Origin of the sequence: Polymorphospora sp. NPDC051019 (genome assembly GCF_040683055.1) — a bacterium.
GTDB classification, from domain to species: Bacteria; Actinomycetota; Actinomycetes; order Mycobacteriales; family Micromonosporaceae; genus Polymorphospora; species Polymorphospora lycopeni.
Window position 1 is genome coordinate 185,435 of the sequence record NZ_JBFBCH010000012.1, and the last position, 25,200, is coordinate 210,634.

A 25,200-nucleotide genomic window follows, 5' to 3' on the forward strand; every position below is an offset into this window, starting at 1 on the left:
ACCGTCGGACCGGCGCCGGTCAGCCCTCGGGGCGGTCGATCAGCGCGACGGCGATCGCGTGTACGGCGTCCAGCGCGGCCGGGTCGGCAAGTGTGGCCCGGCCGCCGGTGACGACGTACCACTCGTCGGCGTCCTTGTACTGCACCCGCAGCGTGACCTGGCCGGCGTCGTACTCGGTGCGCAGGGTGAGTTCGCCGGTGACGACGCCGACCTCGTCGGTCATCACGCCGCCGGGGCCGGGCACCACGTCGGTCGTACGGCTGTCCGGGGCGCCGCCCGCCGGCCCCGTTTCCGCGGCCGGGGCCGGGGCCGTCGAGTTGGGCTCGGCGGTCGTGGGCTGGCCGGTCGTCGGGTTGCCTGTCGCGGGGGTGCCGTCCGCCCCGCCCGTTGTCGCGTCGGTCATACGCAGGTCTCCAGCATGTCTTGCAGCGCCGACTTCTCGGCGGCGGTCACCGTCAACTCCCAGTGGCTCTTCACCGTGATCCAGTCAATAGCGTAATCACACCATGCGTCCTGGTTGGTCGGTTTCCACTGTGAAGGATCCTGGTCACCCTTGGAACGGTTCGACGACGCGGACACCGCCAGGAGCTGCGGCCGGGTCAGGTCGTTGGCGAACTCACTGCGCCGGTCGTCCTCCCACTCGTCGGCGCCGCTGCGCCACGCGTTGGCCAGCGGCACCGTGTGGTCGATGTCGACGCCGGACGGGTCGTCGATGGTGCGGTTGTCGTAGACACTCGACCACGAACCGCCGACCACGTTGCACCCGTCGAGTTCGACGCCGGTGCCGTCGCGTTCCAGCACGGTGTCGCGTACGTCGCAGTTCTTGCCCGCGCTGCGCCAGTGCTTGAAGCGTTCCCGGCTGTAGCCGCGCATCGGCCGGGCGTCGGCGACCGTCAGCTCGCCGAGGAGCTTCTCGGCCGCGCCCGCGTCACCGGAGCCGGCCTGCTGGTCCGACCCGCCGATCGGGTCCTCTTCGAGTGGCACGCAACCGGCGAGCGCGCCGAGGGCTAGCGCCGCGGCCACCGAGGCGGCGAGACTGCGCAAGGTCAATGATCGGGTACGGGTCTGTCGCATACGGGAGGAAAGCACCCACCTAGCTTGCTGTCTAGATCGTCTCGCCGGCAATAACCACGGGCCGCTTCGGCGTTTCGTGCAAACAGTGACCAGACCTCCGACAGATTGGACGCCATGAGCCAGTCGTCAAACCCCGACCTGCGACTCGGCACCGCGGCCGGCCGGGGCACCCTGCTGGCGGCGGTGCTCGCCTCCGGAATGGCCTTCCTCGACAGCACGATCGTCACCGTCGCGCTGCCGAAGCTCGGTGCCGACCTCGGCGCGACCACCGCCGGGCTCCAGTGGACGGTCAACGGCTACATGCTCACACTGGCCGCGTTCGTCCTGCTCGGCGGCGCCCTCGGCGACCGGTTCGGCCGGCGGCGCGTCTTCCTGGTCGGGGTGCTGTGGTTCGCCGCCGCGTCGGTGCTGTGCGGCCTGGCGCTGTCCGTCGAGTGGCTGATCGCCGCCCGCGTCCTCCAGGGCCTCGGCGCGGCCCTGCTCACCCCCGCCTCGCTCGCCCTGCTCCAGGCCAGCTTCCAGCCGGACCATCGCGGCCGGGCGATCGGCGCCTGGTCGGGCCTGTCCGGCGTGTCGACCGCGATCGGCCCGTTCATCGGCGGCTGGCTCATCGACAGCGTCTCGTGGCGGTGGATCTTCCTGATCAACGTGCCGCTGGCGGCCGCCGTGGTCGCCGCCACGCTGCGCTGGGTGCCGGAGAGCCGGGCCGCCTCGACAGGCCGGTTCGACGTCGGCGGTGCCGTGCTCGGCGCCCTGGGGCTGGCCGGCGTCACGTACGCCCTGATCGAAGGCCCGGTTCTCGGGGTCGGCTCGGTGGCGATCTGGGGCGCCGCCGCGATCGGCGTCGGCGGGGCGACCGCGTTCGTGCTCCTGGAGCGGCGGCGCGGCGACCGGGCGATGCTGCCACCGAGGCTGTTCTCCAGCCGGCAGTTCTCCGCGCTCAACATCTACACCGTCGCGGTGTACGCGGCGCTGAGCGGGCAGGGCTTCTTCTTCGCCGTGCACCTGCAGAACGTCGCCGGCTACACGGCGTTGGAGACCGGGATCGCCACGCTTCCGATGACGCTGCTGCTGCTCGTCGGCTCGGCCCGGGCCGGCGCCCTCGCGACCCGGATCGGCCCCCGGCTGCCCCTGACGGTCGGCCCGGCCGTCGCCGCCGTCGGCATCCTGCTGCTGCGGCCGATCGGCCCCGGCGCCGACTACTGGGTCCACGTACTGCCCGGGGTGCTGCTTTTCGGCGCCGGCCTCACCCTGCTGGTCGCGCCGCTGACCGCGTCGGTGCTCGGTGCGGTCGAGGACCGCTACGCCGGGGTGGCGAGCGGGGTCAACAACGCCGCCGCGCGGGCCGCCGGGCTCCTCGCCGTGGCGGCCCTGCCGCTGCTGGTCGGGCTCTCCGGCACGGCGTACGAGGTGCCGGCGGAGCTGGCCGCCGCCTACCGGTCGGCGATGGTGTGGTGCGCGGGGCTGATGCTCGCCGGGGCCGTACTGGCCGCGATCTTCGTCCGCCGGCCGACCGGGACCACCACCGGTCCGTCCCCCGGCGGTCCGACCGGCTAGCGGTTCCCGACCGTACGGCGGGGTGGCGCAACACCGCCAAGCCGATCTCCACCACGCCCGTGACGTGCGTGAATCCGTTCCGTTTGAAGGGATGGAATCGCAGCCGCGGGGGCTGCGTAACTGTCGCCATTGGTCAGCCGGTCCTGCGAGACGCGACAGCCGCGATGGAGAGCGGTGGTCGAGATGGGAACTGACAAACCTGTAGAAACCGGAGCCGATCACCCGACCGACGACGCCACCGTGGTGCTGAACCCGGTCGGCGCCGAAGACCCGCCGGCCGCCGCCGGTGGGAGATCGGGTGGCCGGCACCGGGCCGTACCGCCGACCCGGGATCGAGGCCGGCGGCGCCGGACGCTCGTCATCGCCACGGTCGCCTCGATCGTGGCGCTGGGCGCCACCGCCGTCCTGGTGCCGATGGCGTTCGCCCGGCTCGGCGATCCGGAGAGCGGTGAGCGGCCGACGGTGCCCTCGGGTAGCCCGACGCCAGCCCCGAGCGCCTCGCCGCAACCGTCCGGGCTCGTCCCCGGCCCGGTCGAGACCATTGTGGACGGCCGGTTCTCGTGGGCCCTGCTCGACCGCTCCAGCGGTGTGCTGACCGGCTCGTCGAATGTCGGCGACACGGTCGAGGGCGGGGGGATGCTGCGGGTCTGGGTGGTCGCCGACTACCTGCGACACGCCGCCGAGCGGGGCGGCCGGCCGGAGCCGTACCGCCTGGAGCAGGCCAGCCGGGCGATCCGCGACGGTGACGACGACGCCACCCAGGCGCTCTACGAGGCGGCCGGCGGGGCGACCCAGAGCCACCGCATGATCCCGGTGTGCGCACTGGTGGAGACGCAGGTGGACGACGGTGGCTGGCGACGGACCCGGATCTCTGCCGGCGACTCGGTACGGCTCGGCGACTGCGTCGCCGACGGCCGGGCCGCCGGTCCGAAGTGGACAAAATGGGTGCTGGACGAGATGGCCGAGGTCAACGGCGAGGCGTCCGACAAGGGCGAGCTGACCGGGATCGGCTGGGGCATCGTCGACGGGCTCCCACCGACGGTCACCGACCTGGGCGTCGGCTTCACCAACGGCTTCGTCCGGGCCGACTCCCGATGGCAGGTCAACTGCCTGGCGGCGGCCGACGGCTGGGTGCTCGCCGTACTCGTCAGCTATCCCGACACCCGGAAGCTGTCGTACGGCGCCGGTATCTGCGCCAGCGTCGCCGCCGAGCTCGCCCCGCCCCAGCCGGTCAACTGAACGGCCGGGGCGGGGCGGCCCGCGGAAAGCTCAGCCGCGGGAGCGGTTGACCGCGCTGGTGACCGCCTTCACCGACGCGGTCACGATGTTGGCGTCCAGCCCGACGCCCCACACCGTCCGGCCGTCGACCTCGCACTCGACGTACGCGGCGGCCTGGGCGTCGCCACCGGAGGACATCGCGTGCTCGTGGTAGTCGAGCACCCGCACGTGCACCCCCAGGGCCTGCAGCGCGTTGACGTACGCGTCGATCGGGCCGTTGCCGACCGCGGCCAGCGGCCGGCGGTTGCCGCCGAAGTGCACCTCGGCCAGCATCTCGACCTTGCCGTCGACGGTGGCCGTCGAGTACTCGGCGAGTTCGACCGCCGGGAACCGCTGGTGGTCGACCAGGTATTCGGTGGCGAAGATCTCATACATCCGGGCCGGCTCGACCTCGCCGCCGGCGGCGTCGGTGACCTGCTGGACCACGCCGGAGAACTCGATCTGGAGCCGGCGCGGCAGGTCCAGGTGGTGCTCCTCCTTCATGATGTAGGCCACACCGCCCTTGCCGGACTGCGAGTTGACCCGGATGACCGCCTCGTAGTTGCGGCCCACGTCCTTCGGGTCGATCGGCAGGTACGGCACGCCCCACGTGTACTCGTCGACGGCGACCCCGGCCTCCTGCGCGTCGGCGGCCAGCGCGTCGAAGCCCTTCTTGATCGCGTCCTGGTGCGAGCCGGAGAACGCGGTGTAGACCAGGTCGCCGGCGTACGGGTGCCGCTCGTGCACCGGGAGCTGGTTGCAGTACTCGACGGTGCGCTTGATCTCGTCGATGCGGGAGAAGTCGATCTCCGGGTCGATGCCCTGCGAGAACAGGTTGAGGCCGAGCGTGACCAGGTCGACGTTGCCGGTGCGCTCGCCGTTGCCGAACAGGCAGCCCTCGACCCGGTCCGCGCCGGCCAGCAGGCCCAGTTCGGCGGCGGCGACCGCGGTGCCCCGGTCGTTGTGCGGGTGCAGGCTGAGGATCACCGAGTCGCGGCGGGGCAGGTTGCGGTGCATCCACTCGATCGAGTCGGCGTAGACGTTCGGCGTGGCCATCTCGACGGTCGCCGGCAGGTTGACGATCAGCGGGCGGTCCGGCGTCGGGTCGATCACGTCGATGACCGCCGCGCAGACCTCCAGCGCGTAGTCCAGCTCGGTGCCGGTGTACGACTCCGGCGAGTACTCGTAGAAGATCTCGGTGTCCGGGGTGTGGATCTCGGCGTACTTCTGGCACAGCCGGGCGCCCTGGGTCGCGATGTCGGTGATGCCGGCGCGGTCCAGGCCGAAGACCACCCGCCGCTGCAGCGTCGAGGTCGAGTTGTAGAAGTGCACGATCGCCTGCTTCGCGCCGCGCAGCGACTCGAAGGTCCGTTCGATCAGGTGCTCGCGGCACTGGGTCAGCACCTGGATCGTCACGTCGTCCGGAATCAGGTCCTGCTCGATGAGCTGGCGGACGAAGTCGAAGTCGGTCTGGCTGGCCGCCGGGAAGCCGACCTCGATCTCCTTGTAGCCCATCTCGACCAGCAGGTTGAACATGCGGCGCTTGCGTTCGGGCGACATCGGGTCGATCAGTGCCTGGTTGCCGTCGCGCAGGTCGACCGCGCACCAGCGTGGCGCGACCTCGGTGCGCCGGGCCGGCCACTGCCGGTCGGGCAGCTCGACGGAGAACTGGCGGTGGTAGGACTCGTAGCGGCCGTACGGCATCCGGCTGGCCTGCTGGCGGGCGATCGGGTCCGGGCCGGGGGCGGCGGCCGGACCACCGGGTACGGCGGACTGGTCGGTGGACGCGGTGCTGGGTGCGGCGTTGTCTGACATGACGGAAATGCTCCTGTGGTCAGGGTGACGTCAGCGCGGGAAAAGTCTGGCTGATGCGATCCGGCGCGTCGATGCCCGGATCGGAAAGAACGTGCTCAGGCGGCGCGCGTCAACTCCGCGGCGAGGTGCCGGCCCGGTGGGCCTCGCCGCGGCGACCAAGGAGAAGAGCCTGCCACATAACACTGGTCACCCTACGTGATCGATTGGCGTTGGCAAGCCCGACCCGGGGTTTGAGACGAAACTCCCAGGTGGCGGTACGGCCGGGGTGGTCAGGCGGACGGCGTCGGCGACGGGGTGCCGGTGGGCGTCGCGGTCGGGGTCGGCGGCGGTGGCGGCGACGCCATGCCCAGCGGCTCACCCGCGACCACCGGGCCCGGCAGCGTGACCGTCGGCGGTGCGGCCACCGGCTCACCGGCGAGGATCAGGGTGCCGAACGCGACCTTCGCCCCGGTCAGCGTGCCGTCCTGCGCGTAGCAGTAGATCCCCACGTCGAGCGGTGCCCGCAGCGAGGCGGACGTCGACTCGACCGCGAAGCAGGTGCCACGGCTGCCGGGCAGCGGCTGGGCGGCGGTCACCGACAGGGCGGCCCGCCGGTCGGTGAGCACCCGGGCCCAGCTCACCAGCGGGTGCTGGACCAGTGGATCGGTGCCGGCCGCGAACCGTCCGTCCGGGTCGCCGACCCGCACGCAGGTCGGCGCGACCTGCCGGGTCACCGACGGCAGCGCGCACTGGAAGAGCCCGTCAGCGGTACGCGCCACCGAGACGTCGGCGGTGCCGCCGAGCGCGCCGCCGGGGATGTCGACCCGCCAACTGCCGTCGGGGGCGGCGGTGAAGGCGACCGTACGGTCCTCGCGGTCGGCGGCCGACAGCGTGTAGAACGCCGACAGGTGGCGGTCCTGCGCCGCGGCCGCGAGGCCGGCGAGCTGGGACCGGGCCGGTGTCTGGTCCGCCTCGGTGGCGCTCGGGCTCGGTGCCGGCGTCGGGTCGGACGCCGGGGCGTCGGAGCCGCAGCCGGTGACCATGGCCGCCGCGGCGGTGGTCAGCACGCCGAGCAGACCGGATCGGATGGCGGGACGCGAGGCAGCTCCGGGGCGCACGCGCCCATTCTCATCGCCGTCGGTGCGCCGGGTGTGCACCGGGGTCGGGTTGTCGGTCGGCGTGTCGCGCCCCACGGCCGGATGGTGGGATCGCGTGTCCACGCCGTCACAGCCCGCCGGTACCCTGATGGCGGCTTGCGTGCCCAGCGTGGGGTTCGTGGGCGAGGTGAATCGTCATCAGGTTCGACGTCTAGGGTCGACGAGGGTCGCCGGGCACCGGCCGCAGGCGCCGGCACAGCCCCGGGCACCCCGGAAGGAGTGGACTGCCGTGGCACTGGTGGTGCAGAAATACGGCGGCTCCTCCGTCGCCACCGCCGAGCGCATCAAGCGCGTCGCCGAGCGCATCGTGGCCGCCCGCAAGGCCGGCGACGACGTGGTGGCCGTGGTCTCGGCGATGGGCGACACCACCGACGAGCTGCTCGACCTGGCCCACCAGGTGAGCCCGCTGCCACCCGGCCGCGAGCTGGACATGCTGCTGACCGCCGGTGAGCGGATCTCGATGGCCCTGCTGGCGATGGCGATCCACAACCTCGGCTACGAGGCGCGGTCCTACACCGGGTCGCAGGCCGGCGTGCTCACCACGTCGGTGCACGGCCGGGCCCGGATCATCGACGTGACGCCGGGCCGCCTCCAGGGTGCCCTCGACGAGGGCGCGATCGCGATCGTCGCGGGTTTCCAGGGCGTCTCCCAGGACACCAAGGACATCACCACGCTCGGCCGGGGTGGCTCCGACACCACAGCCGTCGCGCTGGCCGCGGCACTCAACGCCGACATGTGCGAGATCTACACCGACGTCGACGGCGTCTTCACCGCCGATCCGCGGATCGTGCCCAACGCCCGGCACATCAAGCAGATCACCTACGAGGAAATGCTCGAACTCGCGGCCTGCGGCGCCAAGGTGCTGCACCTGCGCAGCGTCGAATACGCCCGCCGGGCCAGCCTGCCCATCCACGTCCGGTCGTCCTACTCGACGAACACCGGCACGATGGTCACCGGATCGATGGAGGACCTTTCCGTGGAACAAGCACTGATCACCGGGGTCGCCCACGACCGGAGCGAGGCCAAGATCACGATCGTGGCCGTGCCGGACGAGCCGGGCGCCGCCGCCCAGATCTTCGAGACCGTCGCCGGCGCCGAGATCAACATCGACATGATCGTGCAGAACGTGTCGACCGAGGGCACCGGCCGCACCGACATCTCGTTCACCCTCCCCAAGGCCGACGGCCCCACCGCCATGGCCGCGCTCAACAAGATCCAGGAGTCGGTCAAGTTCAAGGGCCTGCTCTACGACGACCACGTCGGCAAGGTCTCGCTGATCGGTGCCGGCATGCGCTCGCACCCCGGTGTGGCCGCCAGCTTCTTCGCCGCCCTCGGTGAGGCCGGCGTCAACATCGAGATGATCTCCACCTCGGAGATCCGGGTGTCCGTGGTCTGCCGTGACACCGACCTCGACAGTGCCGTGCGCGCCGTGCACGAGGCGTTCGACCTCGGCGGCTCCGAAGAAGCCGTGGTCTACGCCGGAACCGGCCGGTAACGACATGTCCCGGCTGCCCACCCTCGCGGTCGTCGGGGCGACCGGCGCCGTCGGCACCGTCATGCTGGAGCTGCTCTCCGCCCGCAAGAACCACTGGGGCGAGATCCGGCTCATCGCCTCCGCGCGCTCCGTCGGCCGCAAGCTGGCCTGCCGAGGCGAGGAGCTGACGGTCCGGGAGCTGTCCGCGGAGGCGTTCGACGGCGTCGACGTCGCCATGTTCGACGTACCCGACGAGGTGTCCGCGCAGTGGGCACCGATCGCCGTCGAGCGCGGTGCGATCGCCGTCGACAACTCCGGCGCCTTCCGGATGGACCGCGACGTCCCGCTCGTCGTTCCCGAGATCAACCCCGAGCAGGTACGCAACCGGCCCAAGGGCATCATCGCCAACGCCAACTGCACCACGCTCGCGATGATCGTGGCGATCGCCCCGCTGCACCGTGAATACGCGCTGCGCGAGCTGGTCCTCGCCTCCTACCAGGCGGTCTCCGGCGCGGGGCAGGTCGGCGTCGACACCCTGCACGACCAGCTCTCCAAGGTCGCCGGCGACCGGGCGCTGGGCAGCCGGCCCGGCAACGTACGGCAGGCCGTCGGCGACGACCTCGGCCCGTTCCCCGCCCCGCTCGCCCTCAACGTGGTGCCGTGGGCCGGTTCGCTCGCCGACGCGGGCTGGTCGACCGAGGAACTCAAGATGCGCAACGAGACGCGCAAGATCCTCGGCCTGCCCGACCTGAAGGTCTCCGCCACCTGCGTACGGGTGCCGGTGGTCACCGGCCACTCGGTGGCCGTGCACGCCGTCTTCGGCAGCGAGGTCGACGCCGAGGGCGCCCGCGAGGCACTGCGCAACGCGCCCGGCGTCATCCTCGTCGACGACCCCGCCGAGGGCGAGTTCCCGATGCCGATAGACGCGGTCGGCACCGACCCGTCCTGGGTGGGCCGGATCCGCCGCTCGATGGACGACCCGCGCGCCCTCGACCTGTTCGTCACCGGCGACAACCTGCGCAAGGGCGCCGCACTCAACACCGCCCAGATCGCCGAACTGCTGGCCCCCGAGTTCGCCGCCCGCTGACCCCGCGCCGACTGCCGGCGGAGTGATCAGTCCGGGGCGAGGCGTACGCCGTCACCGCCGCCGCGCTTCACCGTGTAGAGGGCGGCGTCGGCCCGGCGCAGCGTCAGGTCCGACGACTCGCCCGCCCGCTGCACCGCCACCCCGACGCTGACCGTCCGGCCGAGGGCCCGTGCCGCGCCGGCCAGCCGCCCGGCGATCCCGACCGCCTCCTGTGCCGCCGACACCTCGACCACCGCCACGAACTCGTCGCCACCGATCCGGTACAGCTCGTCGCCGTGCCGGAGCGCCCGCTCCAACGCCCGGGCCAGACCGACCAGCACGCGGTCGCCGGCCTGGTGCCCGTACGTGTCGTTGATGGTCTTGAAGTTGTCCACGTCGACGGCCAGCAGCGCGGTGCGGCCCGGAGTGGCGGCGGCGATGCGCTCACCGAACGGCCCGTGGTGCGGCAGCCCGGTCAACGGGTCGGAGATGGCCTGTTCGTGCAGTTTGTGGAGGCTGCGTAGCCGGTCCAGGCAGCTCCACGCCTGCGCGGCGAGCAGTTCCATCAGGTTGACCGTCGTCGGGTCCGGCCGCGACGCCACCTCGTCGGCGACCAGCAGCACCCCGCCCGCGTCCGGCGGCCCCACCGGCACCGAGATCAGCGTGCACACGTCGGCGTCGACCAGGACCTCGTAGCCCCGCGTCGTCGGCGGCCCGGTCTCACCCAGCGTGTACGACGCCCCGTGCCGGTGCGCGCGCGACACGAGTTCGCCCAGTTCGGCGGCGCTCGCCGCGGCCAGCCGCTCGCGCAGCCGCGACTCCAACGGGCCCGGCCGGGCGGTCGGTGGCGCCAACCCGGGCCCGTCCGGACCGGTCAGCAACAGCACCGCCGCCGCGAGCCCGGCCACGTCCCGGGCGGCGTCGATCGAGACCCGCGCCAGCGCCCGCTCCGAGGCGGCCGAGGTCATCGCGCCCGCGTACCGGAGCAGTTTCTCGCTCCGGCTCTCGGCCGGCGGCCCGCCGAGCCGGTCGACGTGCGCGCCGAGGTCCGCCGCGACCCGCTCGGCGAGCGTCCGCCACGCGTCGATGTCGACGGGCCCGGACCATTCCAGGTTGAGTACGCCGATCGGCCGGCCGGACCGGTCCACGACCGGCGCGCAGATCTCGACCGCGACCGGCGGCCCGAGCGCGATGTAGTCGGGGTCGGCGGTGACGTCGGTCACCGTCTGCGTCCTGCCGGCGGCGTACGCGCGGCCGGAGACCCCGGTGCCGGGCAGCACCGACGCGAACACCTGCCACGAGCCGGTCGCCGCGACACAGCGCAGCCGGTCGTGGACGTGCAGCAGGACCGCGACCATCACGTCGCTGTGGGCGGCGATCGTCGCCGCGGCGGCCTGGCACGCCCCGGCGACGGTCGTCGCCCTGGTCAGGCGTGCCGCGAGGTCGGCGGTCACTCGTTCGGGGTGCAAGCGCGGGTCGCCGCCTTCTGACGGATGCGGGCGGCGTCGGTGCTCCGGACGCCGGACCGATTTTACTGAGCGTCGCCTCTCGAACGCGTTGCGTTGCGTACGGCTCGCCGTGGCCGGATCGACGGGTCCGGCGGGGCACGCCTGTCGTCGGACACCGGTCGTACGAAAAAATCCTGGCCGGCGATGTCGATCCCGCCGTACCCCGTTCGTCGTCATGCTGTACGGCAAGCCCGCCGTACCCGTACGACAGGAGACGGACCGTGAAGTACATGCTGCTCATCCACCCCGCGCCGGACGCCGACCCGAACGACTTCGGCTGCACCCCGGCCGACTGGATCGCCTTCGACAAGGCCGTGAACGAGGCGGGGATCTTCGTCTCGGGCGAGGAGTTGCAGGACCTCGTCACCGCCACCACGGTCCGGGTCAGCCAGACCGGCGAGCGCACGATCACCGACGGCCCGTTCGCCGAGACCCGGGAACTGCTCGGCGGCTTCTACGTCATCGACGTACCGAACCTCGACGTCGCCCTCGACTGGGCGGCCCGCTGCCCCGGATCGCGCGGCGGCGGCGGCGTCGAGGTGCGGCCGGTCGCCGACTTCCCCCAGGGCTGACGGCGATGGACGAGCGGGCAGCCGGCGCGGTGGAGGCGGTCTTCCGTGAGGAACGCGGCCGGCTGCTCGCCTCCCTCGTCCACCGCTTCGGCGACCTCGACCTGGCCGAGGACGTCGCCTCCGAGGCGATCGAGGCCGCCCTCGAACACTGGCCCCGGCAGGGCGTGCCGGCCAGGCCCGGGGCCTGGCTGCTCACCACGGCGCGGCGCAAGGCCGTCGACCGGCTGCGGCGCGACCAGGCGTATGCGGCCCGCCTCGCCGTGCTCCAGGCCGAGGCGGACCGGGCCGGACCGGTCGCACCCGCGGACCCCGACGGTGACCTGCCCGACGAGCGGCTGAGCCTCTTCTTCACCTGCGCCCACCCGGCGCTGCCCGCCGAGGACCGTGGCGCGCTGACCCTGCGCTGCCTCGCCGGGCTGACGACGCCCGAGGTGGCACGGGCCTACCTGGTGCCGGTGCCGACGATGGCGCAGCGGATCGTCCGGGCGAAGAAGAAGATCCGGGACGCCCGGATCCCGTTCCGGGTACCCGGCGCCGACGAACTGCCGGGCCGGTTGCCGGGCGTTCTCCAGGTCGTCTATTCGATCTTCACCGAGGGGTACGCGGCCAGCACCGGCCCGCGACTGCAGCGGCTCGACCTCGCCGAGGAGGCCATCCGGCTGGCCCGGATCCTGCGCCGGCTGCTGCCCGCCGAGCGCGAGGTGACCGGACTGCTCGCGCTGATGCTGCTGATCCACGCCCGCCGGGACGCCCGCACCGGCCCGGACGGCGAGATCGTCCTCCTCGACGAGCAGGACCGCGGCCGCTGGGACCGGGCCATGATCGAGGAGGGGCGGCAGTTGGTGGTGGCCGCCCTGACCGGCGGCCCACCCGGTCCGTACGGCGTGCAGGCCGCGATCGCCGCCCTGCACGACGAGGCCGCGGACGTGGCCACCACGGACTGGCCACAGGTGGTGGCTCTGTACGACGTACTGCTGGTCCTGTCGCCGTCGCCGGTCGTCGCGCTGAACCGGGCCGCGGCGGTGGCGATGCGGGACGGCCCGGCGGCCGGCCTCGCGCTGCTCGACGAGTTGGCGGACGAACCCCGGCTGCGGGCATACCACCCGTACGCGGCGGCACGGGGTGACCTGCTGTGCCGGCTGGGCCGGTTCGGCGAGGCCGCGGCGGCGTACCGGGCGGCGCTGGACCTGGCCGGCACCGAGCCCGAACGCGCCCACCTGAGTCGCCGGCTCGAAGCGGCCGAACTGTCCGCTTCGGACGGTTGATGCCTCGGGCCGGTTGTCCCGGCCCGCAAATGGTGCGACGGGCCTCGTGGTCCTGTTCCCGAAGCAGCATCGTATCGGCGAACATGGATTCGTTTCGCTGGTATTCCGAGAACGGGGCTCCCATGCGCATTGCACGATGGCCGTCTACCGCGCCCGGCGGCGCCGTACGTCGAACGGCGATGGTGGCGGCAACGGTGCTGCTGGCGCTCGGCGCCGGCGGAACGGCGTACGCCGCCACCGACACCGAGGCGCCGACCGCCCCCGGGCCGGTGACGATCGCCGGCATCACCACCACGACGATCGAACTGACCTGGGTCGCGGCCACCGACAACGTCGGCGTGACCAGATACGACGTCAGCCACTTCTCGACCGACGTCGTCTTCATGCGCAACACCACCACGAACTCCATCACGATCACCGGACTGCGCCCGTCGAGCACCCACCGGTTCGCAGTCCGCGCCCGGGACGCGGCCGGCAACTTCTCGCCGTCGACCCCGATGCTGGTCGTGACCATGCCGCCCGGCGACAACCAACCACCGACCGCCCCCGGTGCCCCGGTGCCGTACACCGTCGCCGACACCCTGGTGATCCTCACCTGGCCGCGATCCACCGACAACGTCTACGTGGCCCTGTACGAGGTCCTCATGGTCAGCGCCCCCGGCAGTCCGGTCGTCGCGACCGCACCGCAGCATCCGCCGACCGGCACCACCGCCCGGGTCACCGGGCTCACCCCCGGTACGACGTACAGCTTCGCGGTCCGGGCGCGCGACGACGCCGGCAACATCTCCGCCCTGTCGGCGCCGGTCACCGTCACCACGACCGGCTGACCGGTCTCAGCCGGCCGATGGATTGGCGTCGACGGCAGCACGGACGAACTCGCGTACCCGCTCGGTGGTGTTCGCTTCCAGCCAGACCGGCCCGCGCCGGATCGGCGGCGCGTCGTGGATCGGCACGTACGCGATGTCCGGCCGGGGATGGTATTGGCGGGTGTGCGCCCCGACCGGGAGCACGCCCCGGCCCAGCGCCACCAGGGAGAGCATCTCGGAGAACGTGTTACCCGCCGGCCCCTTCGGCACCGGCCGGCCCGACGGCGTGTGTTCGGGCGTACGGTCGCGCTTGAACTCCGCCGACGTCACCGCCGGATACTGCACCACCGGGTGCTCGGCGAGCACCTCCAGCGACACCGCTCCGGTGACGGCCAGCGGATGGCCGGCCGCCACCGCCAGGACCCGCTCCTCGGTGAGCAGGACCGGCCCGTTGGCCATGCCGTCGAACGGGAACGAGGCGATCAGGACGTCGACCGAGCCGTCGAGCAGGCTCGCCCGGGTGTTCAGCAGCGGCGCCTCGCGTACGTCGACCTCGCAGTCCGGGTGCCGCTCGCTGAACAGGGCGACGGCCCGCAGCAGCAGCGGCGCGCCCCACTCGCCGACGAACGCCACCCGCAGCTGTCCGGTCACGCCCCGGCCGGCGTCGACGGCCCGGCGGACCGCCTCGTCCATCCCGGCCACGAGGGGGGCCAGGTCGTCGGCGAGCCGCCGGCCGATCGGGGTGAGCTGGACGACCCGGCTGGTGCGTTCGAAGAGCGGGGCGCCGATCCGGCGCTCCAGCTTCTTGACGACGTGACTGACCCGCCCGGTGGTCACCCGCAACCGCTCGGCGGTGCGTCCGAAGTGCAGCTCCTCGGCGAGCGTCAGGAACGTCTCCAGTTCGTACCGCTCCAGCATCGGATCCTCATCGTTGAATCTGAGTAAACGATCGTAGCGCGATCGTGGCTTGGTCCGGGCCGTGGACCGACGGATCGTGAAGGCATGACGACAGCGACGATCACCGACTACCTGACCAGCCTCGCCCCGCTCCGCGAGGTCGGCGAGAAGCTCCGACCGGTCATCGAAGCGGCCCTGCCCGACGCCAACGGCGCGATGTGGCACGGCCATCCGGTGTGGGGCGCCGGCGACAAGCCGGGCAAGAACCCGATCTGCCTCGTCAAGGCGTACTCGTCGTACGTCACCTTCGGGCTGTGGCGGGGGCAGGAGATCACGGACGCGTCGGGTCGGCTCGTCGCCGGTGCCCGGCAGATGGCGTCGGTCAAGCTCCGTACCGTCGACGAGATCGACCCGGCGCTGTTCGCCGACTGGCTGCGCCAGGCCCGCGACCTGGAGGCGAGGTGAGCGCCGTGCGGGTCACCGGCTTCGACCACCTGGTCCTCAACGTCTCCGACGTCGAGCGCTCACTCGACTTCTACTGCGGTCTTCTCGGCCTGGCACCGGTTCGCGTCGACGAGTGGCGGGCCGGAAAGGTCCCGTTCCCCTCCGTACGGGTCACCCCGGAAACGATCATTGACCTGGTACGCCGTGGCCGTGACGGGTCGAACGTCGACCACCTCTGCCTGGTGGTGGCACCGCTGGACTGGCAGGAGGTCATCGACTCCGGCACCTTCACGGTGCTGGAGGGACCGGTCGGCCGGTTCGGCGCGCGGGGTGACGCGACCTCGGTCTACGTCGCCGATCCGGACGGCAACAGCGTCGAGCTGCGCTGGTATCCCCAGGACGCCTGAACGACGACTCCCCGAACCCTTCGACGGTCCCAGATCCGACCGACGCGCGACGCCGGGCCACGCTTGTGGCCCGGCGTCGCGCGTTGGTACGCTTTCACGTGTAAGGAATTCTTTACATGCGAAGGAGGGGCATGACAGTGGCCCAGCCGACCGGTGACCAGCTGGTCGAGATGCTGGCCGCGCTGGCCAACCCACTGCGGCTGCGGATCATGGCGAAGCTGGCTGGCGGCCGTGACTACGTGAGTCACCTGGCCCGGGAGATCGGGATCAGCCGCCCCCTGCTGCACATGCACCTGCAACGGCTGGAAACAGCCGGCCTGATCGTCGGCAGCCTCGAACTCTCCGAGGACGGCAAGGCCATGAAGTACTACCAGGTCGCCGAGTTCGACGTGCACCTGACCGCATCGACCCTCGTCGAGGCGGCCGAGACCCTCACCAGATCGGACCCGGTGCCGGGTCCCGCACCGAAGGAGACCCCCCGATGACAGACACCTGGACCTGGCCCGAAGCGATCCTCGTGCTCGGCGTGCTGATGTTCGTCTTCCTGATCCTCGTCGGCGCCGCGGCCACCGTGCTCGAGCACCGCAAAGCCAAGATCGCGACGCAGCAGGACGAACAGCTGCGACAGCTCGTGAGCCGCTACGAACAACTGGCCGAGCGCACCCTGGACGCCCAGCAGCGGACGGCCGCCGACGTTTCCGAACTCCGGTCGAGGACCGCCTCGATCGAACAGATCCTCCGCACCGTCGAGTAGGGGAGACCGCCATGAGGGCAATCGCGCAGGACCGGTACGGGCCGCCGGAGGTGCTGGAACTCCGGGAGATCGACCGGCCGGCGGTCCGGGAAGACCAGGTGCTCGTACGCGTGCGCGCCGCCGGTGTCCACCGCGGCGATCGGATCCTGATGACCGGCCGGCCGTACGCCGTCCGCATCGCCGGACCGCGCGCGCCGATGAACCGGGTCCGAGGTACGGAGTTCGCCGGCGAGGTGAGAGCGGTCGGCGCCGACGTGACCGAGTTCCAGCCCGGCGACGAGGTGCTCGGCTGGGGCACAGGGACGTTCGCCGAGTTCGTCTCCGTACCCACTACGAACCTGGTGCCGAAGCCGGCGGCGCTCACCTTCGAGCAGGCCGCGGCGGTGCCGATCTCCGGGATGACCGCGTACCAGGGCCTGAGCGGCCGGACCCGGCCGCAGCCGGGACAGCAGGTCCTGGTCATCGGTGCGGCCGGCGGCGTCGGGACGTTCGCCGTCCAGATCGCCAAGGCGTACGGAGCGGAGGTGACCGGCGTGTGCAGCACCAGCAAGGCGGAGATGATCCGCTCGCTCGGCGCCGACCACGCCATCGACTACACCCGCGAGGATCTCGCCCGGAGCGGACGCCGGTACGACGTCATCCTCGACATGATCGGCGACCGGCCGATCCCGCAGCTCCGCCGGCTCCTGAACCCGGCCGGAACGCTCGTGCTGGTCGGATCGGAGAACGGCGGCCCGGTGCTGGGCGGATTCGAGCGCAATCTGGCCACGATGCTCGTCGCACCGTTCCTCCGGCGGCGCCGGGTGCGGCCGCTCACGTCGATCAGCCGCAAACCGGACCTTCTCGGGCTCGTCGAACTCGTCGAGGCCGGCAAGCTGACGCCGGTCGTCGACCGGACCTATCCGCTCGACCGCACCGCCGACGCCTTCCGCTACCTCGCAGACCAGCACGCGCGGGGCAAGGTGGTCATCACCGTGTGAAGCCGCTGGAGCACCGAACCCGGGCGGCGGCGACGGCCCGCCGGTCCGGGGCCGGACCCGGCCCCGGACCTAAGACGCGGCGCTACCGGCCGACGCGCAGATCGAGCCAGACCAGCCGGTGGTCGGAACTGGGGAACGGGAACGTGCCGGTGAGCCGCGCCAGCGGATCACTCGCGACCGGCCAGAACACCCCACCATCCCGTACGACCAGCCCGCGCGACGGCAGGACGTAGTCGGCGCGTACGTTGCCCGGACCCGGGACGTCGGCGAAGTCGGCGGTGTCGTACTTCGGGTTGCTGCGGTGGGTGGTGTTGGCGCCGCCCTGCAGCACGCTCGCCTCGACGGCCCCACGGCCCCACGGCTCGACGGGGTGAACCCGGCGTTGACCCACCGGTGCTCCAAGAGCTGCTGCGCGGCCCCCGGGATGCTGTCACCGTCGCGCGGGTCGGAGTTCAGATCGCCGGCGATCACGAACTTCGAGCCGGGCCGCAGCCCGCCCCGACGCCCCTGGTCGTCGTAGATGTAGCGGCCACTGCCCGGACGTACGTAGTCCGCCCAGAACCGGATCTCGTCGAAGTTGCGTCGCCCGTTGCGGTCCTCCGGGCCGTCGAAGACCGGCGGGGTCGGGTGGCTGACCAGGAAGTGCACGGTCCGCTTGCCGATCCTGACCGGCAGGTCCCAGTGGCTCTTCGACGACAGCCGGAAGACCGCCAGTTCCTCGGGCGAGTACCAGTCGGCCGGCGCCGGGGTGGCCGGATCGTCGGGCAGCAGGGCGCCCGGCATGTCCTTCCACAGGAAGTTCTGGAAGGTACGCGCGCCGCCCAGGTCGATCGGATACCGCGAGTAGACGACCATGCCGTACTGGCCCGGGAAGTCACCGAAGCCGAGCGCGTCGTCGCCGTACCCGGGGGTGCCCGGCTGGGTGACGACCTGGCCGTTGTTGTTCAGGTCGAAGCCGGAGGCGACGCCGGTGTTGCTCGGTGCGATGAACCGGTGCGGGTAGCGGATCGGCTTCGCGCCGTTCTGGCCCACCGACAGGTAGTTGTCCTGGAACAGCCGGGCCGCGACCGGGTCGAAGTCGAACTCGTTGATCAGCAGCACGTCCGGCCGGTTGCGCTGGACGATCTCGGCGATCGTGCGGGCCTGCGCGTTCCCCGGCGTCGACAGGTCGGACCGCAGGGTGCCGGCGGCGCTCCGGTTGAGCGAGGCGTTGAACGTGGCGAACCGCACGTCCTCGCCCTTGCCGTGTGCGGCGGCCGGGGCCGCCACCGAGGGCAGCGCGGCGAGCATGACCGCCGTGGCGAGCAATCCGCCACGTACCGCGATCCGTCGGGATCGCCTGACGGCTGACGACATCCGTCCTCCTTGCCGTGTCGTCCGGCCGGGAGCATCCGGGCCGGGCTGTCGGGTCCACGCCGGCCCGTGCCCGGCGTCGAGGTGCGCCCATGTGTCTATCGGTGGGCACCGACAACCCGGTGGCCGTGGTGTGAACACTGAGGTTCGTTGATCGACGTACGGCTGGCAAGGGCAGGCGGCGGAGGCGCCCACCGCAGAAACCACGAGAGGGCATATCCGTCGAGCGGATATGCCCTCTCACCTGGTCGGGGTGGCCGGATTTGAACCGACGACCTCTTCGTCCCGAATTACGTCCGACAACCCGTTGGACCTCTTCGTTGAGCTCCATGTGCAGGTCAGCCCATGGGCCTGCGTTGGTCCGCGCGCGGTGTTGATGCTGCTACTCCCAAGATCGTCTCCCAGGCTTCTCCCCACCTCAGCGGGACGGTGTGAGTCTCTGCGAGGTGCAGCGCGAGACGCCCGACCCACGACACCCGACGCTGACATGTTGGCCATCGTCTGTGCGACGCCCACGCTTTCGAGGTCTACAATCACGCATCTGCGATAGTCCCGTAGTGGCTGTGACCAGGCATTACACTCGCGGCCGGACGGGCGCGTACGTTGCCGGACCAAGGTGAATGAGACTAGAACCGAGTCGACGCAGGAACTGGCCGCCCCTCTCGTCGCCTGCCCACCGTCGGCCCCTTGCCCTATCGTGCCGCCATGGCTTCCACACGGACGTACGGCGAGATCCCCGGCTACCCACCTGGTACGACTTTCCGCAATCGGAGCGAGCTCGCCAAAAGTGGTGTGCACCGGCCAACCCAGGGCGGGATCTGCGGCGGTGCCGACGGTGCGGAGTCGATCGTGGTCTCTGGCGGCTACATCGATGATGAGGACTACGGTACCGAGATCGTCTATACAGGCCAGGGTGGCAACGACCCTGGCACTAAGCGGCAGATCGCCGACCAGCCACTGACCCTCGGGAACCTCGGGCTCGCGCGCAGCCGGATCGAAGGCAACCCGATCCGTGTCGTCCGAGGTGCGGCCGGCGACCCCGACCACTCACCCAAGGCCGGCTTGCGCTACGACGGACTGTTCCGGGTGGTCGACCACTGGCGCGACACCGGCAAGGACGGCTTCAAGATCTGGCGGTACCGCCTGGTAGCCCTAGAGAGCGCCGACCCACCACCGCCTAGCGCTGCCGGCGACCTCGAAGGCCAGCCAGCCCAACGCACACCAGCCACCATCCAACGCCTGGCCAGAAGTACCGCCGTCGCCAACGGCGTGAAGCACCTACACAGTCACAGGTGTCAGGTGTGCGGGCTCCAACTACAGACGCCAGCCGGACCGTACGCAGAGGCCGCACACATCCGCGCGCTGGGGAGACCCCACAACGGTCCCGACGTGGCCAGTAACGTCCTCTGCCTCTGCCCCAACCACCACGTCCTATTCGACACTGGCGCGATCTATGTTGATCAAACCGGCATTGTGCGGCACGCCCAAACAGATGCCGACCTAGGGACACTCCGGACGGTAGCCGCCCACCGAGTGGACTGGTCGCAACTGGCCTACCACCGAGAACACCACAAGCCGTAGCCGTTGGCATGCTTTCCCTCTAGCAACGGCGGCATACGTTGATATCCCCAGTTGAGGGGACTAGATCTGAGGTGCAATCTAGTCCCCTCACGCCTGCTCAAGGCTGTTTCAGGGGCTAGTCCTCGTCAAAAGCAACTCCAGTATCCTGCGGCACCCTTGCCCGCCGGGACGCCTGTCGAGTAGTTGCCTGTGCTCGCTGCACCCTCAACGTCTCGTGATCCTGCCGGTCCACTGAGAGCATGATCAGCTCAAACAGAAAAATAAGCCGAGCAAACTTAACGATGGTCAGAGCGAACGCGACTTCAAAGAGCCAGTTCGATCCTTTTGGTGACGAGCCGCCATCGATTGCCATGCTTGTGATACACAGGACCGCAGAAATCATTAGCCATTTAGTTATGCTCAGCCAATTCTTGCGTATTTCCCTGCCATGCGTAGCACGCAGCGCAGATATCAATGGACCGGAGGAGCTCCCGTACTGCGCAATAGCAGTCCCAGTAAACCCGGCGATAAGTGCCGTGATGCCAGCGCCCGCAGCGTAGACATCAGTGCGCTGCCCCGAGTCCGCCCACGCTAGAACATTGCCAATTCCGACGCCATAGACGATCAAAAGATGGACGCCCACAATAGTCGCAACCAGCGGCAGATCGATCGATGGATGTTCCGACCAATGGTCGAATGCTCGCCGCCACAGTCGAACAATCCTGTAAGAGAAGAAAGATCCGACTCTCTGGTGCAAGGTCATTCGAGGCCCGCCTACTCTCATGCTTGACACCTCCTGGAGTGAGGGTAGCCGAGGGGTGCGACAAAACTCAGTGCATCAGTGATCGTAAAGGTCATCTTTCAGGCGATCGACGGCGCGATAGATTGCATCGATTGCGGACGTCATCTTGACCGGGTTCCCTTCTCGGTCAGTAATAGTGATCGACTCCTTCCTGGCAATTCGATGCCGAAGATAGTCGATATCTTCACCGTAAGCCTTACCGTCGTCTCGGTAGTTTACGATCTTGACAACCGCCGACCTAAACTCATCATGCGACACATCTTTCGCAATCTTGTGGAGCTTAAGGCGCTCGCGCTCTCGCCCCCGCTTTAGTCCACCCTCGACTTTAAGTACAAGCTCAACCGAGATGTTATTCATGTCTTCAGACAGGACCCTCTTCAGGTTGCCAAGCATTCCAACACTCTGAAGATTGTTCAGCTGATTACTCTCGTATTGCACCCGCAGCACGGATGCCTCAGCCGCACCCTTGATCTTGGAAAGTGCATCATCCGACAAGACTGGGACGATACTCACCCCGCCATCGACAAGGCAATGAAGATTCATCCATGCCTGTAATGAAGAGACGCGAGGCGAGGACTGACTGCCAAGCACGAAGCCGATCTTGTTGGTCCCAGGTATGAAGTGAATAATCGAGAACTCAACCCAAGGCTTGCCAGAATCGGACTCAATATCGTAGATGTCGCCCGTATTCGTGTCGTACGACGAGACATTGTCCAGCAATCTAGCAAGAATCAGATGGTCGGTATCCTGATACGGGTATATTTGACCCCAGTGGTCGATTCCGTTAATGCGATGCCTCCGCTGATCGGCCGACTCTAGCGCAATTTCCGCCAGGTGCTCAGCCCAAGGAATCGGTTCACCGAAGGGGGCTTCATCTTTATCGCGGATCTCGAAAAATACTACCATTCTTTTCCGAGTCGACGCCATGACTACTCCCCCTATTTGCGGCAGTGCGCACACAGAATAAATGCGACCCCCGCAGGGGTCGCCACATACTTATTTACTCTATTGTGACCATGATCACAAGTGGACTGTCCAAAATGCGACATAGTTCCTCACCTAAAAGTGTCGCAAGAAGGGCGTAGGCCCGACCGGGGCCCCAAGGGTTCGGGCTACCGGGTGTGTGGAAGCTGCACTCTTCACTGCCTCAGGTGGAGGACAAGATAGGGTGCGGCGGAATACCTTGCCGCCATAACCTAGTCACCGCCAGGCGCCCCAGGCATCTGCAAGAATGTGTGACAGATTCGATCGGCTCGGTTTCCATTCGAGTTGTGCGCGCACCCGGCCAATGTCTGCCGTAAGTTGCTGAGGCTCCGCTTTGGGTGGGTTTCGCTCAACTGTGACTACTCTTCCAGTAACTTGCTCCGCCATGGCGATAATCTCAGCCATACTGACCCCGACCCCAGAGCCAATATTGAAGAGATGATAGCTGCCGGGCGTGCAGCACGAAATAGCTATTCGGATTGCTTCGGCAGCATCCGCAACATGTACGAAGTCGCGTATGGCTGTTCCGTCACCGTTTAGAGTGATGTGGGATAGTTGACCAGTAATGGCGCGGAAGATGTTGGGAATGATACGAGCTGGATCGGTATCGCCAACCCCGTTGGCAGCTCCCGCGATGTTAAAGGGCCGTACGGTTACTGCGCCGATTGCTCCGGTGGCGGCGTAGGCGGCTACGAGCTGCTCGGCGGCGAGTTTGGATGCGGCGTACGGGCTTTCGGGGTGTGGGTCGAGGTCTTCGGAGAGGGCTCCGGTGTGGTGGGAGCCGTAGACGATGTTGGTGGAGGCGAAGACTAGTGATGCGGGCGGGCGCTGGTCGCGGACGGCGTCGAGGGCCATGAGTAGGTTCAGGGTGCCGCCGGTGTTGACGTCGAAGTAGGTCAGCGGGTCGGCGTGGGAGTCCCGGCCGCTGGTCAGCGCGGCGAGGTGTACGACGCCGTCGTACTCCCCTGTCTTGACGATGTCGGCGACCCGGTCGCGGTCGCGGATGTCGCCGGTGACCAGGTCGGCGCCGGCCGGTGGTGTCGCGTCGGCCCGGCCGCGGGTCAAGACGGTGACCTGGTGGCCGGCAGCGAGCATGTCGACGGTAACGGCGTGGCCGAGGAAGCCGAGTCCGCCGGTGACCAGTACGTGCACGTCAGTTCCTCCCCAGGACGGTCCTGCGATGCTCCCACGCCAGTTGCAGGCACCCGGCCGCGGCCGGGGCGAGGCGTCCGCTGGCAGTCAACTCTTCGATGTTGTGCCAGGTGAACGGCAGTGCCGAGGTGGGTTTGAGTCGACCGGTCTTGACGACGGTGCCCTCGGTGTTGGTGCTGACCATGTCAGCGAACAGCCGGTCGTAGGCCGGACCGTCGAAGACAGCCACGGTCAGGATCTCGCCCCACAGGGTCAGGGCGTCGAGCGCGACGCCGAGGCAGTACACCCGGACCTCGCCGGCCTGGTAGACGCGGTCGAGTGAGGCAAGGGGTTCGGTGCGGTAGTCGGCGGGTTGGCCGTCGCCGCCGTGTTCGGAGTTGCCGAGGAATTCCTCGCTGTACTCGCGGACGATGTTGCGCCACAGGTCGAAGTCGGCTGTCTGGGCTGCGGGCAGGATGCTCGACGGCTGGAAGACGCCGGCCGGCATGATGTGTAGCATCCCGCCGGCTACCGCGACGTTGCCGGCGGCACGGTTGTGCAGGACGAAGGTGACGCCGTCGTCGTCGGCCCGCAGGGTCAGGGTGTTGATCGATGGCACGGTTGGCCGGCGGTGCGGGGTGAACGGGTCGCCGACCAGTCGCCGGAACGTGAGGTTGCGCCAGGTCGCGGGCACGATGCCGCTGCCGTCGCCGGCCACGTGGAAGCTGGCCATCTCGTGGGCCAGGGCCTCGGAGACGTCGACCCCACCGAAGTAGGTGCCGGTGCCGAAGGTCAGAGCCTGTTCCGGGTTGGTCCAGTCGACGCCGGTGAGGTACCAGGAGAGCCGGTTGTCGAACAGCCGCGGCTGCTCGACGTCGCGTAGGGCGAGGCTGTAGCGCTGGTGGCGCTGGCCGGTGAAGTCGAGCGGACGTACGCCGGCCGCCGCATCCTCTGATCCGGTGATCTCAGGTGGCGTGCTGCCATTGGGCGACAGGCCGATTCCGAACTGAGTCAGGTCCACGGGGGATGCCGGCAGCCAGGCGGGGGCGGCTATCAGACCGGTGTCGCCGACGCGGTTCTCCGGCTCATACAGGTGGGCCGCTTGACGGGCGAGCGGGACGCGGTGGTTGTTCAGGGCTCGGCGGATCGCGCGCCATTCCGTTTGGCTGGCCTCGACCTGGGGGCGGGGCCTGGTGTCTACGTCGTAGATGGCGAATCCTCCGGGAGTGTCCGTCTCTGACGTGTCGGGTGTGGCCGGGGTGACCCGTTGCCGGGTCAGGCCGAGGTCTTGTAGGGATACCTCGAAGTGCTCGGCGAGGAGCTGGCGGTAGAGCGCTGACGGATGGGTGATGCCCCGCTCCCACCGGCTGATCTGGTTCGCGGTCACTGCCAACCGCTTGCCGCGTTGGTTGCCGAGGCGGTTCAGGGCGTCGGCGACGTCCTGCTGTGTCTGGCCAGCCGCGTCACGCAGGTTGTAGAGCGCGAGATTCGGCGTGGCGTCACTCGCCCGTGCCGGCACGGCCATCACCCCCTCGGCTTCGGCCACGTGGAGCGCCGTGGTCCGTCGTGCCTACTCGGTGCCTACCGGGTGCACCTGTCTGACGTGCGAAGACCGTTCGATCGTGAGTCGTCAACTGGTGTCCTTGATGCATGAACGACACGAGACAGAGGCAACCGCTACCGGGCCTTGCCGTCGTCCGCAATGCGGTTGACGGCGTCGGCCAGGCGGCGAACCTCGCCGTGGAGTTCGTCAAGCCGGGCCAGCACGATCGACAGGTCGCTCTCCGAGGTGGTTGGACCGCCACCGGCGGGCGGCGCCCCTCCGGTCAGCCGGGCTTGCAGGTATCCATCCGGCCAGCCAAGCGCCTGGGAGATCGCGGCGAGCGTACGCGCGGACCTTTTCCGTGTGGCCTTGGCATGCTGCAACTCCCGGAGCGTGGCCACCGACACGCCGGACCGGTCGGCCAACTCCTTCTGCGACAAGGGCAGTTCAGTCATGCGGTCGTTGATCGCGTTGGCCACGGCCTGCCAGTTCTCCACCCTGCGCCTCCACCTCATCTGACCTGACGCCGTTGATCGTAGCCCTCCTATGGCTTGACTACGCACGATCTGAGCGCTAATTTTAGCGCTGAAACAAGCGCTGGTGACTCCACAGCCGGCGGAGGTGGCTTCGGCTGCGCCGCTCGTGAATCTGCTGGAAGCCGTGGCGCATGGCTCCACTTGAGAACTGCACAGAGGTCCGGGACGCAGGGAGATCCGTCTTCCTCATTGGTCCCGATGCATGCGATCTAGGGGTGGCAGGCGAGCGTCGGCCGTTGACTTGTCCGGCCGCAAGACTTGTCCGCTTTTAGGGGTTTG

General features: G+C 69.4%; 24 protein-coding genes and 1 pseudogene. 13 read left to right on the forward strand and 12 right to left on the reverse strand.

What is annotated here, in order from left to right; all coding sequences use genetic code 11:
• Positions 1-19 precede the first annotated feature (19 nt).
• Both AB0M79_RS21950 and AB0M79_RS21955 read right to left on the reverse strand, forming a co-directional pair.
• Positions 20-403 carry a hypothetical protein gene (locus tag AB0M79_RS21950; RefSeq protein ID WP_364216616.1) on the reverse strand — a complete coding sequence of 128 codons (384 nt, stop codon included), beginning with the start codon at positions 401-403 and terminating at the stop codon, positions 20-22.
• Positions 400-1,074, reverse strand: a complete 675-nt coding sequence (locus tag AB0M79_RS21955; RefSeq protein WP_364216749.1) for an HNH endonuclease family protein — start codon at positions 1,072-1,074, stop codon at positions 400-402. The genes AB0M79_RS21950 and AB0M79_RS21955 overlap by 4 nt, the downstream gene beginning before the upstream one ends.
• A 114-nt stretch (positions 1,075-1,188) precedes the next feature.
• Between AB0M79_RS21955 and AB0M79_RS21960 the strand changes: the two are divergent.
• Together AB0M79_RS21960 and AB0M79_RS21965 are read left to right on the forward strand one after the other, a co-directional pair.
• Positions 1,189-2,611: pseudogene (locus AB0M79_RS21960) on the forward strand (DHA2 family efflux MFS transporter permease subunit); the annotation flags it as partial.
• 203 nt (positions 2,612-2,814) lie between these two features.
• Positions 2,815-3,870 (forward strand): hypothetical protein, encoded by a 1,056-nt coding sequence (locus AB0M79_RS21965; RefSeq protein ID WP_364216619.1) that lies wholly within the window; start codon positions 2,815-2,817, stop codon positions 3,868-3,870.
• Between the two features lie 30 nt (positions 3,871-3,900).
• Here the strand turns inward: AB0M79_RS21965 and leuA are convergent, their stop codons facing one another.
• The gene (leuA, locus tag AB0M79_RS21970) at positions 3,901-5,592 is read right to left on the reverse strand and encodes a 2-isopropylmalate synthase (protein WP_364216752.1); all 1,692 of its coding nucleotides are present in this window, start codon (positions 5,590-5,592) and stop codon (positions 3,901-3,903) included.
• A 380-nt stretch (positions 5,593-5,972) separates the two neighbouring features.
• Positions 5,973-6,800, reverse strand: a complete 828-nt coding sequence (locus tag AB0M79_RS21975; protein WP_364216622.1) for a hypothetical protein — start codon at positions 6,798-6,800, stop codon at positions 5,973-5,975.
• 268 nt (positions 6,801-7,068) lie between these two features.
• On the opposite strand from AB0M79_RS21975, the gene AB0M79_RS21980 reads away from it, so the two are divergent.
• Positions 7,069-8,334 (forward strand): aspartate kinase, encoded by a 1,266-nt coding sequence (locus tag AB0M79_RS21980; RefSeq protein ID WP_357538688.1) that lies wholly within the window; start codon positions 7,069-7,071, stop codon positions 8,332-8,334.
• A 4-nt stretch (positions 8,335-8,338) separates the two neighbouring features.
• A complete protein-coding gene (locus tag AB0M79_RS21985; RefSeq protein ID WP_357538687.1) occupies positions 8,339-9,400 on the forward strand; it encodes an aspartate-semialdehyde dehydrogenase in 1,062 nt (353 codons plus the stop codon).
• A gap of 26 nt (positions 9,401-9,426) precedes the next feature.
• On the opposite strand, the gene AB0M79_RS21990 is transcribed toward AB0M79_RS21985, so the two are convergent.
• Positions 9,427-10,848, reverse strand: a complete 1,422-nt coding sequence (locus AB0M79_RS21990; protein WP_364216627.1) for a diguanylate cyclase — start codon at positions 10,846-10,848, stop codon at positions 9,427-9,429.
• A 269-nt stretch (positions 10,849-11,117) separates the two neighbouring features.
• Between AB0M79_RS21990 and AB0M79_RS21995 the strand changes: the two genes are divergently transcribed.
• From AB0M79_RS21995 to AB0M79_RS22005, 3 genes are all read left to right on the forward strand, one after another.
• Positions 11,118-11,459, forward strand: a complete 342-nt coding sequence (locus tag AB0M79_RS21995) for a YciI family protein (protein WP_357538795.1) — start codon at positions 11,118-11,120, stop codon at positions 11,457-11,459.
• Positions 11,460-11,464: 5 nt separating this feature from the next.
• On the forward strand, positions 11,465-12,724 hold the full coding sequence (locus AB0M79_RS22000; RefSeq protein ID WP_364216630.1) for a DUF6596 domain-containing protein: 1,260 nt from the start codon (positions 11,465-11,467) through the stop codon (positions 12,722-12,724).
• 179 nt (positions 12,725-12,903) lie between these two features.
• On the forward strand, positions 12,904-13,551 hold the full coding sequence (locus AB0M79_RS22005) for a fibronectin type III domain-containing protein (protein WP_364216633.1): 648 nt from the start codon (positions 12,904-12,906) through the stop codon (positions 13,549-13,551).
• Between the two features lie 6 nt (positions 13,552-13,557).
• Here AB0M79_RS22005 and AB0M79_RS22010 read toward each other — a convergent pair whose 3' ends face one another.
• A complete protein-coding gene (locus AB0M79_RS22010; protein WP_364216636.1) occupies positions 13,558-14,448 on the reverse strand; it encodes a LysR family transcriptional regulator in 891 nt (296 codons plus the stop codon).
• Positions 14,449-14,532: 84 nt separating this feature from the next.
• Between AB0M79_RS22010 and AB0M79_RS22015 the strand changes: the two genes are divergently transcribed.
• The 5 genes from AB0M79_RS22015 to AB0M79_RS22035 all read left to right on the forward strand — a co-directional run bounded on the left by AB0M79_RS22015 (position 14,533) and on the right by AB0M79_RS22035 (position 17,012).
• Positions 14,533-14,892: a DUF1801 domain-containing protein gene (locus AB0M79_RS22015; RefSeq protein ID WP_364216639.1), complete on the forward strand. Its 360-nt coding sequence runs from the start codon at positions 14,533-14,535 to the stop codon at positions 14,890-14,892.
• Positions 14,889-15,278: a VOC family protein gene (locus AB0M79_RS22020; RefSeq protein ID WP_364216642.1), complete on the forward strand. Its 390-nt coding sequence runs from the start codon at positions 14,889-14,891 to the stop codon at positions 15,276-15,278. Before AB0M79_RS22015 ends, AB0M79_RS22020 begins: the two co-directional genes overlap by 4 nt.
• Before the next feature lie 131 nt (positions 15,279-15,409).
• Complete coding sequence (locus AB0M79_RS22025) at positions 15,410-15,763, forward strand: winged helix-turn-helix domain-containing protein (protein ID WP_357519827.1); 354 nt, start codon at positions 15,410-15,412, stop codon at positions 15,761-15,763.
• Positions 15,764-15,810: 47 nt separating this feature from the next.
• Positions 15,811-16,032 carry a hypothetical protein gene (locus AB0M79_RS22030; protein ID WP_357519834.1) on the forward strand — a complete coding sequence of 74 codons (222 nt, stop codon included), beginning with the start codon at positions 15,811-15,813 and terminating at the stop codon, positions 16,030-16,032.
• An 11-nt stretch (positions 16,033-16,043) separates the two neighbouring features.
• Positions 16,044-17,012, forward strand: coding sequence for an NAD(P)-dependent alcohol dehydrogenase (locus AB0M79_RS22035; RefSeq protein WP_364216646.1), 969 nt, complete (start codon positions 16,044-16,046; stop codon positions 17,010-17,012).
• A gap of 69 nt (positions 17,013-17,081) precedes the next feature.
• Here the strand turns inward: AB0M79_RS22035 and AB0M79_RS22040 are convergent, their stop codons facing one another.
• Complete coding sequence (locus AB0M79_RS22040; RefSeq protein ID WP_364216649.1) at positions 17,082-18,368, reverse strand: endonuclease/exonuclease/phosphatase family protein; 1,287 nt, start codon at positions 18,366-18,368, stop codon at positions 17,082-17,084.
• Positions 18,369-19,070: 702 nt separating this feature from the next.
• Between AB0M79_RS22040 and AB0M79_RS22045 the strand changes: the two genes are divergently transcribed.
• Positions 19,071-19,946, forward strand: coding sequence for a YDG/SRA domain-containing protein (locus tag AB0M79_RS22045; RefSeq protein ID WP_364216652.1), 876 nt, complete (start codon positions 19,071-19,073; stop codon positions 19,944-19,946).
• A gap of 115 nt (positions 19,947-20,061) precedes the next feature.
• Here AB0M79_RS22045 and AB0M79_RS22050 read toward each other — a convergent pair whose 3' ends face one another.
• The 5 genes from AB0M79_RS22050 to AB0M79_RS22070 all read right to left on the reverse strand — a co-directional run bounded on the left by AB0M79_RS22050 (position 20,062) and on the right by AB0M79_RS22070 (position 24,882).
• Entirely contained in the window at positions 20,062-20,688 is a 627-nt protein-coding gene (locus tag AB0M79_RS22050) for a hypothetical protein (protein WP_364216655.1), read from the reverse strand.
• A gap of 75 nt (positions 20,689-20,763) precedes the next feature.
• The gene (locus tag AB0M79_RS22055; RefSeq protein WP_364216658.1) at positions 20,764-21,654 is read right to left on the reverse strand and encodes a hypothetical protein; all 891 of its coding nucleotides are present in this window, start codon (positions 21,652-21,654) and stop codon (positions 20,764-20,766) included.
• 273 nt (positions 21,655-21,927) lie between these two features.
• Positions 21,928-22,863 (reverse strand): NAD-dependent epimerase/dehydratase family protein, encoded by a 936-nt coding sequence (locus AB0M79_RS22060; RefSeq protein ID WP_364216661.1) that lies wholly within the window; start codon positions 22,861-22,863, stop codon positions 21,928-21,930.
• A gap of 1 nt (position 22,864) precedes the next feature.
• Positions 22,865-24,388: a helix-turn-helix transcriptional regulator gene (locus tag AB0M79_RS22065; protein ID WP_364216664.1), complete on the reverse strand. Its 1,524-nt coding sequence runs from the start codon at positions 24,386-24,388 to the stop codon at positions 22,865-22,867.
• 131 nt (positions 24,389-24,519) lie between these two features.
• Positions 24,520-24,882, reverse strand: a complete 363-nt coding sequence (locus tag AB0M79_RS22070) for a helix-turn-helix transcriptional regulator (protein WP_364216667.1) — start codon at positions 24,880-24,882, stop codon at positions 24,520-24,522.
• Positions 24,883-25,200: the final 318 nt, after the last annotated feature.